The sequence below is a fragment of the Gemmata sp. SH-PL17 genome, from assembly GCF_001610855.1.
GTDB lineage: Bacteria > Planctomycetota > Planctomycetia > Gemmatales > Gemmataceae > Gemmata > Gemmata massiliana.
In genome coordinates this window covers 6,047,517-6,062,713 of record NZ_CP011271.1, presented here as the reverse complement: position 1 = coordinate 6,062,713, position 15,197 = coordinate 6,047,517, and the positions used below count along the sequence as shown (strand labels likewise).

The 15,197-nt window shown below is 64.2% G+C and carries 14 protein-coding genes; 10 read left to right on the top strand and 4 right to left on the bottom strand.

The window, feature by feature from the left end; all coding sequences use genetic code 11:
* Window positions 1-424 precede the first annotated feature (424 nt).
* Both VT84_RS24980 and VT84_RS24975 read left to right on the top strand, forming a co-directional pair.
* Complete coding sequence (locus VT84_RS24980; RefSeq protein WP_162271841.1) at window positions 425-1,513, top strand: S1C family serine protease; 1,089 nt, start codon at window positions 425-427, stop codon at window positions 1,511-1,513.
* 143 nt (window positions 1,514-1,656) lie between these two features.
* On the top strand, window positions 1,657-2,709 hold the full coding sequence (locus tag VT84_RS24975) for a S1C family serine protease (protein ID WP_082841400.1): 1,053 nt from the start codon (window positions 1,657-1,659) through the stop codon (window positions 2,707-2,709).
* 270 nt (window positions 2,710-2,979) lie between these two features.
* Here VT84_RS24975 and VT84_RS24970 read toward each other — a convergent pair whose 3' ends face one another.
* The gene (locus VT84_RS24970) at window positions 2,980-3,363 is read right to left on the bottom strand and encodes a hypothetical protein (RefSeq protein WP_082841399.1); all 384 of its coding nucleotides are present in this window, start codon (window positions 3,361-3,363) and stop codon (window positions 2,980-2,982) included.
* 279 nt (window positions 3,364-3,642) lie between these two features.
* Between VT84_RS24970 and VT84_RS24965 the strand changes: the two genes are divergently transcribed.
* Window positions 3,643-4,020 carry a hypothetical protein gene (locus VT84_RS24965; protein WP_082841398.1) on the top strand — a complete coding sequence of 126 codons (378 nt, stop codon included), beginning with the start codon at window positions 3,643-3,645 and terminating at the stop codon, window positions 4,018-4,020.
* 137 nt (window positions 4,021-4,157) lie between these two features.
* On the opposite strand, the gene VT84_RS24960 is transcribed toward VT84_RS24965, so the two are convergent.
* Window positions 4,158-6,449, bottom strand: a complete 2,292-nt coding sequence (locus tag VT84_RS24960; protein ID WP_082841397.1) for a DPP IV N-terminal domain-containing protein — start codon at window positions 6,447-6,449, stop codon at window positions 4,158-4,160.
* Window positions 6,450-6,501: 52 nt separating this feature from the next.
* Window positions 6,502-7,761 (bottom strand): argininosuccinate synthase, encoded by a 1,260-nt coding sequence (argG, locus tag VT84_RS24955; protein ID WP_082841396.1) that lies wholly within the window; start codon window positions 7,759-7,761, stop codon window positions 6,502-6,504.
* 71 nt (window positions 7,762-7,832) lie between these two features.
* Between argG and VT84_RS24950 the strand changes: the two genes are divergently transcribed.
* Window positions 7,833-8,261: a M67 family metallopeptidase gene (locus VT84_RS24950; RefSeq protein ID WP_082841395.1), complete on the top strand. Its 429-nt coding sequence runs from the start codon at window positions 7,833-7,835 to the stop codon at window positions 8,259-8,261.
* Here VT84_RS24950 and VT84_RS24945 read toward each other — a convergent pair.
* A complete protein-coding gene (locus tag VT84_RS24945) occupies window positions 8,240-8,977 on the bottom strand; it encodes a TIGR02996 domain-containing protein (protein WP_162271840.1) in 738 nt (245 codons plus the stop codon). The two genes, VT84_RS24950 and VT84_RS24945, sit on opposite strands and share 22 nt — an antisense overlap.
* 169 nt (window positions 8,978-9,146) lie before the next feature.
* On the opposite strand from VT84_RS24945, the gene gcvT reads away from it, so the two are divergent.
* The 6 genes from gcvT (at window position 9,147) to gcvPB (ending at window position 15,180) form a co-directional block, all read left to right on the top strand.
* Complete coding sequence (gene gcvT / locus VT84_RS24940; RefSeq protein ID WP_082841393.1) at window positions 9,147-10,229, top strand: glycine cleavage system aminomethyltransferase GcvT; 1,083 nt, start codon at window positions 9,147-9,149, stop codon at window positions 10,227-10,229.
* Between the two features lie 74 nt (window positions 10,230-10,303).
* Entirely contained in the window at window positions 10,304-10,717 is a 414-nt protein-coding gene (gene gcvH, locus VT84_RS24935) for a glycine cleavage system protein GcvH (RefSeq protein ID WP_082841392.1), read from the top strand.
* A 57-nt stretch (window positions 10,718-10,774) separates the two neighbouring features.
* The gene (gene gcvPA, locus VT84_RS24930; protein ID WP_082841391.1) at window positions 10,775-12,121 is read left to right on the top strand and encodes an aminomethyl-transferring glycine dehydrogenase subunit GcvPA; all 1,347 of its coding nucleotides are present in this window, start codon (window positions 10,775-10,777) and stop codon (window positions 12,119-12,121) included.
* A gap of 12 nt (window positions 12,122-12,133) precedes the next feature.
* Window positions 12,134-12,922, top strand: coding sequence for a DUF4058 family protein (locus VT84_RS24925; protein ID WP_082841390.1), 789 nt, complete (start codon window positions 12,134-12,136; stop codon window positions 12,920-12,922).
* Complete coding sequence (locus tag VT84_RS24920; protein ID WP_157469804.1) at window positions 12,919-13,680, top strand: TIGR02996 domain-containing protein; 762 nt, start codon at window positions 12,919-12,921, stop codon at window positions 13,678-13,680. The genes VT84_RS24925 and VT84_RS24920 overlap by 4 nt, the downstream gene beginning before the upstream one ends.
* A gap of 36 nt (window positions 13,681-13,716) precedes the next feature.
* A complete protein-coding gene (gene gcvPB, locus VT84_RS24915) occupies window positions 13,717-15,180 on the top strand; it encodes an aminomethyl-transferring glycine dehydrogenase subunit GcvPB (protein ID WP_082841388.1) in 1,464 nt (487 codons plus the stop codon).
* Window positions 15,181-15,197: the final 17 nt, after the last annotated feature.

Sequence of the window (15,197 nt, the reverse complement as noted above, 5' to 3'; positions counted from 1 at the left end):
CGTGACCGCAGAAGGGTTGGTACCGATTCGGGGCGAATTCGTCTGTTATCAGAAGCACGGCCCCGCGTCTGTGCTAGTGTTTGAGGACGAGCGGGAATTTCGCCCCTCGCGCCGGCGTCAGGTCTCTACAGCCGGTGGCGCACCGTTCCCGCTCCGTTTCGAGACTGGACTTCACAATCCGGGCGCCGCTCGCGTGTCTACCAGCGCGGCTATTTCGAGACCAGTGATGCGCAATCTTTCCTCACCGCTACCCCACGATTGCCCTTCCAAATGGTCACTTTGGGCGCGAACAATACCACCAACCCCTTGCACGGCCCGCGCATATGAGAGAAAGTGGAGAAAACGGGTAATGATGGTGAATCCAAAATTTACCTCCGATACTCTTCATAGGAAACACACGCCCTCGCTCCGCTGGAGTCACACCATGAAAGCGCCACGGTCGGCTCGTTGGGCCGTCTGTTTTGGTCTGTTGATTGCTGCCGCCTTCGCTGCCTCTTCAACCGCCGCCGATCCCGAAGCGAAATGGGATCCGGCGCGCACGACGCAACCGGAAGACCTCGCGGAACTGAAGCTGCTTCAGGCCACCGTGAAGAAGGTCGTGGACAAGTGCTCGCCGGCCACGGTCGCCGTGCTCTACGGGGCGAGCGCCGGGAGCGGGGTCATCGTGAGCGAGGACGGGTTGGTCCTCACCGCGGCACACGTCATCCGCGACTACGAGATGCCGAAGAAGGGCTCCCTCGAGGGCCGCGCGCTGCCGTTCACCGCGGGCAAAGAGGTGACCATCCGGCTGCCCGACGGCGACACCGTCGAGGGCAAGACCCTCGGCATCAACGAGGGCATCGACAGCGGCATGGTGCAGATCACCGGTAAGAAGTCGAAGAAGGGCGCGTGGCCGAAGGACGGCAAGTGGCCGTTCCTGCCGGTCGCGAAGTCCGGTGCCCTGCAAAAGGGCACGTGGGTCGTGTCCCTCGGGCACCCGAACGGCCCGCGCGACGGCCGCCCGCCGGTCGCCCGCCTGGGGCGCATCCAGGGGAGCACGAAGAGCATCCTGCGCACCGACTGCACGCTGGTCGGGGGCGACTCCGGCGGCCCGCTGTTCGACCTGAACGGCAACGTGATCGGCATCCACAGCCGCATCGGGCTGCCCATCTCGCAGAACATCCACGTGCAGGCCGACCAGTTCAAGAACGACTGGGACAAGCTCGTCGCGGGCGAATGGGTCGACCAGCCGAAGACCACCAAGAGCGGCGGCGGGGCGTACATCGGCGTCGTGTTCCCGGACGACGACGAGGAAGACGCCTGGCTGAAGGAGGTCGAAGACGACGGCCCCGCCGGGCGCGGCGGGCTGAAAATCGGCGACACGATCACCAAGTTCAACAACGACGTTGTGAAATCCGTCAAGGCGTTCCGCAAACAAATGGAGTCCGCGAAGCCGGGCGACCAGGTGCGGATCACCGTGCGCCGCGGGACCACGATCCTGGTTCTGCCGGTGACCCTGAGCAAACGGGCGTAGTGCCCCCCGGCCCCTCGCGCCACCGGGGCGCGGGCCGGGCCGAGGTTCCGCCCGGAACCGTCCTTTCCTGACCCGCGGGCCGAGGTGCCCGCGCACGTTCCCAACCAGTTTCTTCTCAACCCACCTGAGCGGAGTTACGACCGATGATCGCGCGTCTGCTTGCTACCGCCGTGGTACTGGCCGCAGCCGGTTCCCCGGCCCTCGCCCAACTCGGAAAGGACGCCAAACTGCTCGCGCCGTTCAAACCGGTCGTGGCGAAGGCGAACGAGTCGACGGTCCGGATCAAGTGCGACGACAAGGACACGGTCCTCGGGACGGTCGTCGACGAGTCCGGCTACATCCTCACGAAAGCGAGCGAGCTGAAGGGCGCGGTCTGGGTCCGCCTGCCCGACGGCAGCGAGTACGAGGCGACCACCGTTGCCGCGCACAACGCCACGGACCTCGCGCTCCTGAAGGTGGACGTAAAGGGGCTGAAGGCGGTCACGTTCGCGGACACCGCCGCGGTCCCCGCGGGGAACTGGGTGGCCGCGGCCGGCCCCACGAGCGACCCGGTTTCGGTGGGCATCGTCAGTGTGATGACCCGCAACCTGACCGGGCGCGACACCGTCATCACGAACCCGAACCGCGGGTACCTGGGGATCTACCCGACCGACGAGAAGGACGACAAGGGCGCGCTCGTCGGCGCCAAGATCTCCGAACTCAACCCCGGCGGCGCGGCCGAAAAAGCGGGTCTGAAGTCCGACGACATCATCATCGAGATGAACGGGAAGAAGATCGTCGGGCAGACCTCGCTCCGCGACTTCCTCGACACGCTCCGCGGCGGCGACACCATCAACGTGAAGGCGAAGCGCAAGGGCGAACTGAAGGACTTCAAGGTGACGCTCGGGAGCGCACCGAAGGACCGCGGGGACGTGCAGAACTCGATGGGCAGCAACCTGTCCGGGCGCCGGACCGGGTTCGAGAAAGTGCTCCAGACCGACCTGGTCGTGGACGCCAAGGACTGTGGCGGGCCGGTGGTCGACCTCGAGGGCAACGTCCTGGGGATCAACATCGCCCGGGCCGGGCGCGTCGAAACGTGGGTGCTGCCGAGCGAAGTGATCCGCCCGCTGCTCCCGCAATTCAAGGCCGGCAAGTTCGCGCCGGTCAGCACGCCGGTGCTGCCGACCGCCCCGGCGCCGCGCAAATCGGGCAAGTAACGCCCCCGAGAGCCGAAAAAGCAAAGGACCGGCGCACCAAAATGGTGCGCCGGTCCTTTTTGTTTGTCACCCGCGCGGGGCTGACGTCGCGGGTGAACACGTGGGATTGTTGAGTTCAGAAGCCCACCCGCTCGTTAACACTCGCGGTTCGCCTGGGACTTCTTGGCGAACCGCGAGTGTTAACGAGCGGGTGGGGATGATTGCACCCCGCGGTCGACTCGGCCGTTTGCCCGAGTCTAACGGCGCACCGCGGGTGAACGAGGGGCCGGCTCACTTCTTCTCGCGCTTGCCTTCGACGTCGAACGACCGGGTCTCGCCGCCGAATTCGGCTTCGGCCTTGCCCTTCACGGTGTCCTTATCGACCTTGAGCTTGTACTTGATGGTGAACTTGGTCCCCTCGCGCTCGCGGTCGACGGAGAACGTGAGTTCCCCGTCCTTGAACTTCACGTTGTCGAGCTTCACTTCTTTCTTGTCCTGCCCGATCGCGGTTCCGGTGAATTTGTCCCCGTCCTTCTTGATGGTCACGGTCGATTCGCGCTTCTGACCCATGATGTCGGTTTCGCACTTCCACGTCCCGACCGGACCCGCCTTGTCTTCGGCCGTTACGGTCCCGGCCAGCCCCAGTACCAGCGCCGCGGTGAGAAGCACCTTCATGAAATGATCCTCAAGTGGCGCCCGGGCCGCGCCGCCCGACGGGACGGATCGCGCGGGTCGCCGTCGCGCATTCTAGGGATCGCCCCCCACGCGCGGAGAACATCTCGCCGGATTGTGGCGCCGGGACGTTCCGGGGGCGACACGTGCGTAGTTTCTCCGGCTGGTTCGCAAATTCGGGCGCAGTAGGATTGCTCTTTGAATTTGCAGCGGGGCAGGGGCCGCACCGGAGCGCGTGCGAAGGCGGCGGTTCGTTCACGGGCTTTAAAGTGAGACGGGATCATGAACGCGGAGAGTGCGGAATTGCTCACCAAGAGCGGCTGGGCCGGAGGGCTCTTGATCGCGTCCCTACAGCTCTCGGTTCTGGTGATGGCCGGGTACGTGTGGCTGACCGTTCGGGCTTTTCGCCGCGGTGAGACCGCAGTTGGTATTCTGTTTTCGGCCCTGGGGTTCCTGGTCGGGGGCGGGTGGTGCGCGGGCGTTCTGCTCGGGTTGGTGTTCGGCTGGGTTTGGGTGCGCCGGTGGAACGCGCTACCATTCATGATCGTGTGGTCGACGCTTGTCGCGTTGGTTATCGGTAACTTCGCTCTGGCTTGTGTAATGAAGAAAATGTCACTGGACGAGTGGCGCGTGTACTTCGGGTGGCTCCCGGCGCTGTAACGCGACATTCAATACAGAAGGCAGCATTTTTGACAGGATGAACAGGATCGACCGGATTCAGAAGACAACGCCGCGTTTGGCCTTGATCCGGTTGATCCTGTCAAAAATGCTTCTTCGCAAATCACCGGCCCGTTCGCTTACTTGGCCCGCGGTTCGACGCCGAGCATGTTCCGCACGAAGAAGTCCATCCGGCGCCGGTTGCCGTAGGGCGATTCGGCCGCGCCGTGGCCCGCGCCCGGCACGATGAGCAGGTCGAAGTCCTTGTCCGCCCGGATGAGCGCGTTGGCCACCTGCATCGTGCTCGACGGGTCCACGTTGCGGTCGAGTTCGCCGACGACGAGCATCAGCTTGCCCTTCAGCTTGTGCGCCTGCGTCACGTTCGACTGCTCCGCGTAGTGCGGGCCGATCGGCCACGACATCCACAACTCGTTCCACCAGATCTTGTCCATCCGGTTGTCGTGGCACCCGCAGTCGCTCACCGCGCACGTGTAGAAGTCCCCGAACGCGAGCACAGCCCGGGTGCTGCTCTGACCGCCCGCGGAGCCGCCGAAAATCCCGACGCCCTTCGCGATGTCCATTTCCTTGTACTTATCGGCCGCAGCCTTGATCCACAGGATGCGGTCCGGGAACCCGCTGTCGCCGAGGTTCTTCCAGCACACGTCGTGGAACACCTTCGAGCGCCAGCTGGTGCCCATGCCATCAATCTTCACGACGATGAACCCGAGTTCGGCCATCCGCTGCTCGTAGGGCGAGGGCGTGAAGTTCTTGCGGACGTGGTGGTCGTGCGGCCCCGCGTAGATGTACTCGATGACGCGGTAAGTCTTCTTCGGGTCGAAGTTCGAGGGGCGGACGATGTAGCCGTGAATGTCGGTTTTCCCGTCCCGCGCCTTCGCCACGAATCGCTCGGGGTAGCTCCACCCGGTCTTGAGCAGCGCGGTCGCGTCGGCCTTCTCCAGGTCCAGTACCTTTTTGCCGTCGGCCGCGCTTCGCAGCTCAACGACTGGGGGCAGGTCGACGCGCGAGTACGTGTCGATGAAGTGCTTGCGGTCCGGGGCGTACTCGATGGTGTGCGTGCCGTCGCCGTCGGTGAGCTTCGTGAGGCCCGTGCCGTCGAGTTTGATGCGGGCGTAGTGAACGTGGTACGGGTCTTGGCCCTCGTGAATCCCCAGCGCCCGGAACCAGACCTCGCGGGTCTTCGCGTCCACGCGGTCGACGCCGCGCACCACCCACTCGCCCTTCGTGATGTTCTTCGCTTTGCCGGTCGCGAGGTCGACGAGGTACAGGTGGTTCCAGCCGTCGCGCTCGCTCATCCAGACCACTTCGCCGGTGTCGTCGAGGTAGTTCACGTAGAGCTTGTTGGCGTAATCGAAGAACGTTTTGCACTCTTCGTTGACGACGCTGGTGACCTTGCCGGTTTCGGTGTCGATGTCGAGTAACCGCATGACCGTGTGGCCGCGCTGGTTGTACGTGAAGTAGAAGTGCTTCGAGTCCTTGCTCCAGTGCTCGTGGCCCACGGCCCACGGGTTCGGGAACAGCTCGTCCGAAACGGCCACTTCCTTCTTGTTCTCGACGTCGAACAGGTGCGGCTTCGGCAGCGGGATCGGGTCGCCCGGTTTGAGGTAGTCGTAGGTGGACGTGATCGGCTGGAGCTGGTTGCGCGGCGACGATTCGACGAGCGTTACCCGGCGGTCCCCGCCGGCCTTCGTCTTGAGCGCGACGAGTTTCTTCGAGTCCGGGGACCAGTACGTGCGGCCGTAAGAGTCATCGGTCTTGCCGTCCTTGCTGAGTTGCACCTCTTCCTTCGACTTGGTGTCGCGCAACCAGACGTTGTTTTCCTTGATGAACGCGCCCCACTTTCCGTCCGGTGATTCGCTCCCGCGCCGGGGTTGCGCCGCGAGAACCGGAGAACCTAACCCCCCGGCCCCCTTCCCTAAGAAGGAAGGGGGAGAAAAGCCATGCACCGCGGACCGGACGCCCTCTTCGGTATCAAGCCCCTCTCCGTTTAGGGGAGGGGTTGGGGAGGGGTTATCTTCCGATGCGGACTCGTCCGAGAACCGCTTCTTCGGCGGGGCCACCGGCTTTGCGTCCTTCGGCAACTTGTCTTCGGCTACGATCTCGCGCGTTCCCTTCACCACGTCGACGAGCACGAACTCCTTCTTCCCACCGGGCAGATTATTCTGGTACCAGAACTTCTCGCCGTCGGGGGTCCAGTTCGGTTGATTAACCTTCCCACCGACCACTTTTCCGGCGGTCCACTTGGAAACGCTGTTCGCTCGCTCGTAGTCGTCTTTCGTGCCCTGTGCGGCAACACTCGTGGTGAGCCAGAGGAGGGCGAAGAACCCCAGAAGGGGTGAAGGGGTGAGCGGGTGAAGGGGTGAGAAAACACCCCGGCCCGAGCACCGATGTACACAACCAGCAGCGCAACTCATGTTCGTTCCTCTGTGGTTTCTCACCCCTTCACCCGCTCACCCCTTCACCCGTTTACACTTTCGCCCACGCGGGGGCGGTCACCTGCCCGTTCGCGGCCAGCGCGCGGGCGCTGACCTGCAGCACGCGGAGGAACCCTTCGCTGTCCGCGTGGTCGAACGAGCCGATCGCTTCCATGCTCGCGTTCGCTTCGGAGTACATCTGGTGCGGCACGTCCTCGGCCGCCTCGAACTCCGCGCGGCCCTTGTAGAGTTTCAGCTTGATCGTGCCGGTCACGAGGTTCGTGATCGGTGCGATCGCCCCGCGCGCCATGTGCGTCGCGAGGTCGAAGCCGTAGCCCTGGTAGATTTGCTTCGAGACGAACAGCGAGAGCTGGTCGAACAGTTCGCGCCCGCGGCGGTCGAGCACGAGTTGCAGCAGGAAGGCGTAGGCCGAGCCGAGCAGCTCCATCCCCGGTGCCTCGTACACGCCGCGGCTCTTGATCCCGACGAACCGGTTCTCGACCAAGTGCGTCGCGATGCCGACGGCGTGCTTCCCGCCGATCGCGTTCGCGGTCTGGATCGCCTGGAACGCGGTGGTCGCCTTCCCGTTGATCGCGACCGGGCGCCCCTTCTCGAACCGCACGCTGACGCTCTCCGGGGTGTCCGGTGCGTCCTTCGGCAGCACGCCCATGCCCGGGGTCACGAACCACGGCTCGGTGGTCAGGTGTTCGAGCTTCCCGGCCTCGTGCGTCAGTCCGAGCAGGTTCGCGTCGGTGGAGTAGGGGGCGTTCTTACTCGCCTTGATCGGCAACTTGTAGGAGTTGCAGTAGTCGATCATTTCCGAGCGGCCGGGGAACTTCTTGAGGAACTCGCGGTCGCGCCACGGCGCGTACACCGTCACTTCCGGGGCCAGCATGTTCGTACACAACTGGAACCGCACCTGGTCGTTCCCGCGCCCGGTGGCCCCGTGACTCAGCACGGTGGCGCCGCGCTTCTTCATTTCGGGAATCATCCCGGCCACGATCACGTGCCGGCCGATCCCGGTCGTGTTCCAGTACGCCCCCTCGTAGCGGGCCTGGAACTGGATCACTTCGATCCCGCTCTCCGCGATCATGTCGTGCAGCGGGATCGCGACGTAATCCGCCGCGCCGCACGCGCGCATCCGCGTTTCGATCTCGTCGAAATTGGACTCGTCCGGCTGCGCGATATCAGCGGTGAAGCAAACGACTTTGACGCCGTTTTCGGTGAGCCACTTGGTGACGGTGCAGGAGTCGAGCCCGCCGCTCGCGGCGAACGCGACCGTTTGGCCCTTCAGGTCGGCTACGGTGGTCATGATGATCCTCAATGGTTTGCGATGAATAGGATTACGAAACGCGACCCGGGTTGCACACTCGCCGCACCATCATGCCGCCATTCACAACGCTATCCGTCCCCGATTTGCTGCTCGAAGAGGTCGTCGCGCACGCCCGTGCGGATGTGCCGCTGGAGTGTTGTGGGCTGCTCGCGGGCCACATCCGCGACGGCACCGGGTTCGTAACCGCGCGATTCGCGATCGAAAATGAGTTGCGCAGCCCAACGGACTACCTGACAGACGCTCGAGGGATGTTCTTCGCGTTCCGCCACATGCGCGAACGTGGCCTGGAACTGCTCGCAATCTACCACTCACACCCGACGTCCGCACCGGTCCCGAGTCGCCGCGACATCGAACACAACACTTACGGCGAGAGTGTTGTTCACCTGATCGTAGGGTTCGCTGGCACGATACCTGAGGTACGCGGCTGGTGGCTCACAGAAGCAGGTTACCGGGAGGCTCAACTCGGTGGGCGCGGGTAAGCCCTGTATCCCATCCAGAGCCCTTTCCCGAAGCGCTCTACCAACTCGTCGTAAGCGCCGGGGCTGAGGACGGTGCCCGTGAGACGCAAGGACCAAAGGCGCGGGAACACGGTCGCTCGTGCCAGGAGCAAGGCTTCGCGGTCCGTAATCATCGGGCGCGGGCGGGGGTTAATCGCGTTCGGCCCCCGAGCAGTGATTTCTAGCTCCTGGAGCCCCCATTCCCACTCTGTGGTGACCAATCGCTCGATCACCTCTGCACCAGCGATTCCCGCGTTGATCCGAACGAGAGTTACCTGGGGAACGTGAGATCTGCTCAGCAGCGTTCCAATATCACAGGCCTGAACCTGGACGAGACGGACGTCGCACGCCGGGATCTGTGCCAGCAGTTCGTCGCCGCGCGCCACGAAACCCTGGAAGTTCCGAAACGTAACGCGGTCCAGGAACCCGCGCCGAAATTGCCCGTAGGTGACGCCGTTCACTTGCGGCACTTCGGCTCGCCATTTTCCCGAGTGGAGCTTGCGTAGTTCTTCCACCCGGGCGTAACGCGGATCGAACTCCCTCGGCCGGTCAGGAACCGCGATTTGGAGACGGATGAATTCCGCGCGTTCGGGATCGCCGTTCTCTTCGAGCCAATCCGCGTACACCAATCGCACGGTATCATCGTCCGGGTTCTCGCAGATTGCCTTCAGAAACGGCTCGTAGCCCGGCGGTGGCATCGCGAGTCCCTCCTCAATCCTCATGAGACACATTAACAAACTCGCCGGTTCGAGCGCTGTGATTGGTCCGTACCGGTCTGGAATTCAGTCCACAGGGGGCTACGATAATCTTTGCAGGGGCGGTTCCACGTCGGAGCCGCCCCGCGTCCGTTTGTTGGGACCAACTTCGATGGCGAACCTCCGCACCCCACTGTACCAGTGGCACGCCGATCACAAGGCCCGCATGGTGCTGTTCGGGGGGTGGGAGATGCCGGTTCAGTACACCGGTATCGCGCCGGAGCATAAAGCCGTGCGGTCGGGCGCGGGGCTGTTCGACATCTCGCACATGGCCCGCGTGAACTTCGGCGGGGCCGGCGCGCTCGCGTTTCTGGAGAAAGTGTTCACCAATTCCGTCGCAACGATGAAAGACGGACAGGTGCGCTACGGTCTGGTCTGTAAGGACGACGGCGGCATTCTGGACGACATCCTCGTGTACCGCTGGCCCTACGGGTTCGCGGCCGTCATCAACGCGAGCAACCGCGAGAAGATCCTCGCGTGGCTGGAACAGCACCGGACCGGCTTCGAGGTCGAGATCCAGGACCAGACGCTCAGCACCACGATGATCGCGGTGCAGGGGCCGAAGTCGGTGGAGCTGGTTCAGGGCATGTTCGCCGACGACGTGACGGCGCTCAAGTACTACTACGCGATGCCGACGCGGTACAAGGACAAGCCCTGTGTGGTGAGCCGGACCGGATACACCGGTGAGGACGGGTTCGAGGTGATCGTGCCGAACGCGCTCGGCGTTACGCTGTGGGAGGAATTCGTCGCGAAGGGCGCGGTTCCTTGCGGATTGGGCGCACGCGACACGCTCCGGCTCGAAGCCGCGATGCCGCTCTACGGCCACGAACTGAACGAAACGGTCGACCCGATCCACGCGGGACTCGCCTGGGCGGTGAAGCTCGACAAGGGCGACTTCATCGGTCGCGACGTCATCCAGAAGGCGACCGCTGACACCCAGAAGCCGGTCCGCGTGGGGTTGGAACTCGAAGGCAAGCGCGCGGCCCGCGAGGGGTGCGTGCTCACCGACGCGGACGGCGCTCAGGTCGGCACCGTGACGAGCGGTAGTCTGTGCCCCGGACTCGATAAGTCACTGGCGATGGGGTACGTGAACCCGCAATTCGCGTCCGTCGGTTCCGCCCTCGATGTGGATTTGCGCGGGACCAAAATCCCGGCGACCGTTGTGCCGCTGCCGTTCTACAAGCGGAAGAAATAAACCCTGTTATCGCCACCGTCCGTTACCGGTTCATCGGGGGCAGATGCTCCCGCTCGCCAAGAGGAAGCGAAGCCATGTCGAACCCGTCGAATCTGCGGTACGCCCCCACGCACGAGTGGGCCAAGCAAGACGGTGACGTCGTCACGATCGGCGTGACCGCGTTCGCCATCGAGCAACTCACCGAACCGACCTACCTGGAACTGCCCACGGTCGGCGCGGAACTGAAGGCCGGCGACAAGTTCGGCATCATCGAATCGTACAAGTCGACGTCCGATCTGTACTCACCAGTGGCCGGCACCGTTATCGAGCGGAACGAACCGCTCGTCGACGACGGCCCCACGAAGCGCAAGGGCGACCCGAAGCCCGTCAACGACGACGCCTTCGGCGCCGGGTGGATGGTGAAGATCAAGCTCGCGCCCGGCGCGACGCTCGAACACCTGCTCACCGCCGCGCAGTACGACCAACAACTCGCGTCCGAAGGGCACTAGGCGCCCGGGCGTTCGCATCTGTGTTGCCCGACCACGTTTCTTAGGAGGGTTGGCTCGGTGTCTTACGTCCTGAACACCCCGGAAGATCAGAAGGCGATGCTCGCCAAGATCGGGGTTTCGTCCGTCGAAGACCTGTTCGCAAACATCCCGACCGCACTGCGGCTCCAGCGCGACCTCGCGATCCCAAGCGCGATGTCGGAAATGGAACTGCAATCGCACCTCTCCCGATTGTTGGGCAAGAACCAGTCCGCGAGCGACGCGGTGTGCTTCCTCGGCGGCGGCGCCTACGACCACTTCATCCCGAGCGTGGTCGACACCATCGCGGGGCGCAGCGAGTTCTACACCGCGTACACGCCCTACCAGGCCGAAGCCTCGCAGGGGACGCTGCAAGCGATCTTTGAATACCAGACGCTGATGTGCGAGCTGACCGGGCTGGGGGTCGCCAACGCGAGCCTCTACGAAGGCGGTTCGAGCGTGACCGAAGCGGCCCTCATGGCGCTCGGCATCACGAAGCGGCCCGAGGTGCTGATCGCGGAGAGCGTTCACCCGGAGTACCGGGCGACGCTCGAAACCTACGCCGCGAACCTGAACTGCCGCGTGCGCACGCTCCCCACTCCGGACGGGTTCCTGAACCCCGACGACGTGAAGAGCGCGGTGAGCGACGCGACCGCGTGCGTGATCGTGCAGTCGCCGAACTTCTTCGGCCACCTCGAAGAGATGCAGGCCATCGGCGACGCGACCCGCAAGGTCGGCGCGCTGTTCGTCGCGAGCTTCGACCCGGTTTCCGTCGGCGTGCTCAAGCGCCCCGGCGACTACGGGGCCGACATCGCCGTGGCGGAGGGGCAGGGGTTGGGCGTGCCGCTTCAATACGGCGGCCCGTACCTGGGCATCCTCGCGTGCCACGAAGATTCGCGCTTCTTGCGCAAGATCCCGGGCCGGCTCGTCGGCCAGACCACCGACCGCAACGGCAAGCGCTCATGGGTGCTCACGCTCCAGCCGCGCGAGCAGCACATCGCCCGTGCGAACGCGACGAGCAACATCTGCACGAACCAGGGGCTCCTCGCCCTCCGCGCCGCGGTGTACCTCACCGCAGTGGGTCCGCAAGGGCTGAAAGAAACCGCAGAACTTTGCGTCCGCAAGGCGCACTACGCCGCCGAGCAACTGACGAAGGTTCCCGGCGTGTCGCTGCGGTTCAAGACGCCGTTCGTGAAAGAGTTCGCGCTCCAGGTTCCGGGCGACGCACCGACCCTGCTCGCGAAACTCCGCACGGCCGGCTACCACGCGGGTCTGCCGCTCGGTCGGTGGTACCCGGCGTTAGCGAACTGCATCACGGTCGCGGTGACGGAAAAGCGCACGAAGGCCGAGATCGATGGCTTGGTGGAGGCGCTGAAGGCGAACGTGTGAGGAGGAGCCGCGATGCCGTCGCCGTTTCCGGGAATGGACCCGTGGTTGGAAGGTGAGGAGGTCTTTCCGGACCTCCACGATAGTCTCATTTTTCTGCTCAAAGAGGCGATCAACACCGCGCTCCCGCCCGGGTACGTTGCGACCAGCCGGAACCGGGTCTGGGTGGACGATGAATTGCGCCGCGAACCGGACGTCGCTCTGTTCGGCAAGGACCGCGAGCCGGGGAGCAGTTCGTCCGCAATCGCCCTCGCGGGCTTGGTCGCGGTCGGTCAACAACTCACGCCCGAACCGATCGAGGAACCGTACCTCGAAATTGTTTCCGCAAAGGGCAAACGGCTCGTAACGGCTATTGAGATCATCAGTTTGACGAACAAGAGGGCCGGAGAACAGGGACGCAAGACGTACACGGATAAACAGCACGAGTACCGTCTTTCGGGTGTACACCTGGTGGAAGTCGATCTACTCCGCCGGGGGCCGCACGTGGCCGCGACTCCGCTCGCTCACTTACGGAAGATCTTCGGCGAGTTCGATTACCACGTGAGTGTCGTGGTCGCGGGGGCGGTCCCTCGGTATCACGCGGCGGGCATCAAATTGGTGGACCGGTTGCCCGAATTCGCGATCCCGCTCGATACCAATGTTCCCCCGGTGACGGTTAACCTGCAACCGCTCCTCGACCGGTGCTACGACAGCGGTAAATACGCGGCGCTAACCAGTTACCGCGAGCCGTGCGACCCGCCACTCACCCCCGAGCAACAGGTGTGGGCCGAAGGCATCCTCCGCGCGAAGGGGCTGCTGCCGTGACCGAGGACGAAGCCTTCATTCGCGCGATCGTGGATAACCCCGGCGACGACACTCCGCGCCTCGTGTACGCGGAGTGGCTCGACGACCGGGACGACCCGCGCGGAACGTATCTGCGCGCCGAGCGCGAGTGGGGCCGCGCGTGGCGCGAAGGCCGTCCGCCCGGTGACGCCACTGAGTTGCGGGCGCTGGCAGCCGAGCTCGATCCTGTGTGGGTTGCTCGTATCAGCCGCGCGCCGATGGGTGTGTGCTTTGAAACGAAGCTGTTCGTCCACGACCATGCGTCGCCTGCGAGCGGAGCGGAACTTTACGCTTTTGAGAGCGAATTTGGTATCGTCCTTCCGCCCGAGTATGGCGCGTTCTTGCTGAACTACAACGGCGGCTGGCTCTCAACCCCGGGCGAGGAGTACTTTCCCGAATCGGACGACTTTTTTGGCGACATTGAAGGTGTCACCGAAACGGCTCGTCGCGTTTGCGTGGACTGCGCGGAGAATGATCCCCGGTGCGGGCTTGTTGTGGTCGGCGGGACTGCGGGTGTATCCGGCATGAACCTGCTGATCGGAGTAGGGCTCGTGAACGAACCGCCTGGGCCGTTTTACCGTGGGGTGTACTCCATCGCGGCGGGTACTGAAGAGCCGTGGATCGAAGACGGCGAGTTTGTTGAGGACGAGGATTGGAGCCAACACAAAGTTGCGGACTCGCTCCAAGAGCTGTTTGCAGAGTGGGAGCAGGAAGCGATCTGGCGAGCCAATAAGAATTGAGACTGCTCGGGCATTCTTTTTCGGAACAGATCAGAAATGAATAACACGCAATCGACGGAACTGATTTTCGAGCTGTCCAAGCCCGGGCGCCGGGCGCACCGGCTGCCGGCGTGCGACGTGCCCGCGTCGAAATCGCTCGGCGAGCTGATCCCGCAAGAGCACCTCGCCTCGAACCCGCTCCCGCTTCCGGAAGTGGGCGAGATCGACCTGATCCGGCACTACACGAACCTGTCCGCGCAGAACATGAGCATCGACACCAACTTCTATCCGTTGGGGTCGTGTACCATGAAGTACAACCCGAAGCGCCACGAGCGCCTCGCCGCGCTCCCCTCTTACGCCAACCTGCACCCGCTCCAGGACGACGACACGACCCAGGGGATGCTCGAGATCCTCTACGAGATGCAGCAGTTCCTCGCGGAGATTTCCGGGCTGCCCGCGGTGTCGCTGCAACCGGCGGCCGGGGCGCACGGAGAACTCACCGCGCTGTTCGTCGCCGCGGCGTACTTCCGCGATAAGGGCGAGACGCACCGCAAGAAGGTGCTCGTGCCGGACTCCGCGCACGGCACGAACCCCGCCAGCGCCGCGCTCGCCGGGTTCGACACGATCACCGTCAAGAGCGGGGCGAACGGCCTCGTCGACCTCGAAGACTTGAAGTCGAAACTCGGCGACGACACTGCCGTGTTCATGATTACCAACCCCAACACGCTGGGGTTGTTCGAGACGCAGATCAAGACCATCACGGACCTGCTGCACAGTAAAGGCGCGCTCGTGTACCTCGACGGCGCGAACATGAACGCGATCCTCGGCATCACCCGGCCGGGCGACTTCGGCGCGGACATGCAGCACTACAACGTCCACAAAACGTTTACAGGGCCGCACGGCGGCGGCGGCCCCGGGTCCGGTCCGATCGCGGTACGCGACTTCCTCGCGCCGTACCTACCGGCGCCGGTCGTGGTCAAGGACGGCGCGCGCTTCAAGCTCGATTTCGACATGCCGAAGTCGATCGGCCGCGTGCGGAGCTTCTTCGGCAACGTCGGCATCCTATTCCGCGGGTACTGCTATATCCGCACGCTCGGGCCGGACGGGTTGAAGCAGGTCAGCGAGCAGGCGGTGCTGAACGCGAACTACCTGCGTGCGCGCGTCACCGAGGGATTCGACGTCCCGCACCCGGGGCCGTGCATGCACGAGTTCGTGGCGAGCGCACGGGCTCTGGTCCGCGAGCGCAAGATCACCGCGAAGGACGTGTGCAAGCGCCTCCTCGATTTCGGGTTCCACGCGCCCACGGTGTACTTCCCGATGGTCGTCGCGGAAGCGCTCATGATGGAGCCGACCGAGACCGAGAGCAAGGAGACGCTCGACGCCTTCGCCGACACGCTCCTGAAGATCAAGGCCGAAGACCCGGACGTGGTGAAGACCGCACCGCACACGCACATCGTCAGCCGACCGGACGAGGTGAAGGCGGCCAAGGAACTGAAGCTGCGCTGGGCCCCGGCAAAATAAGGCCCTATTACCAACGA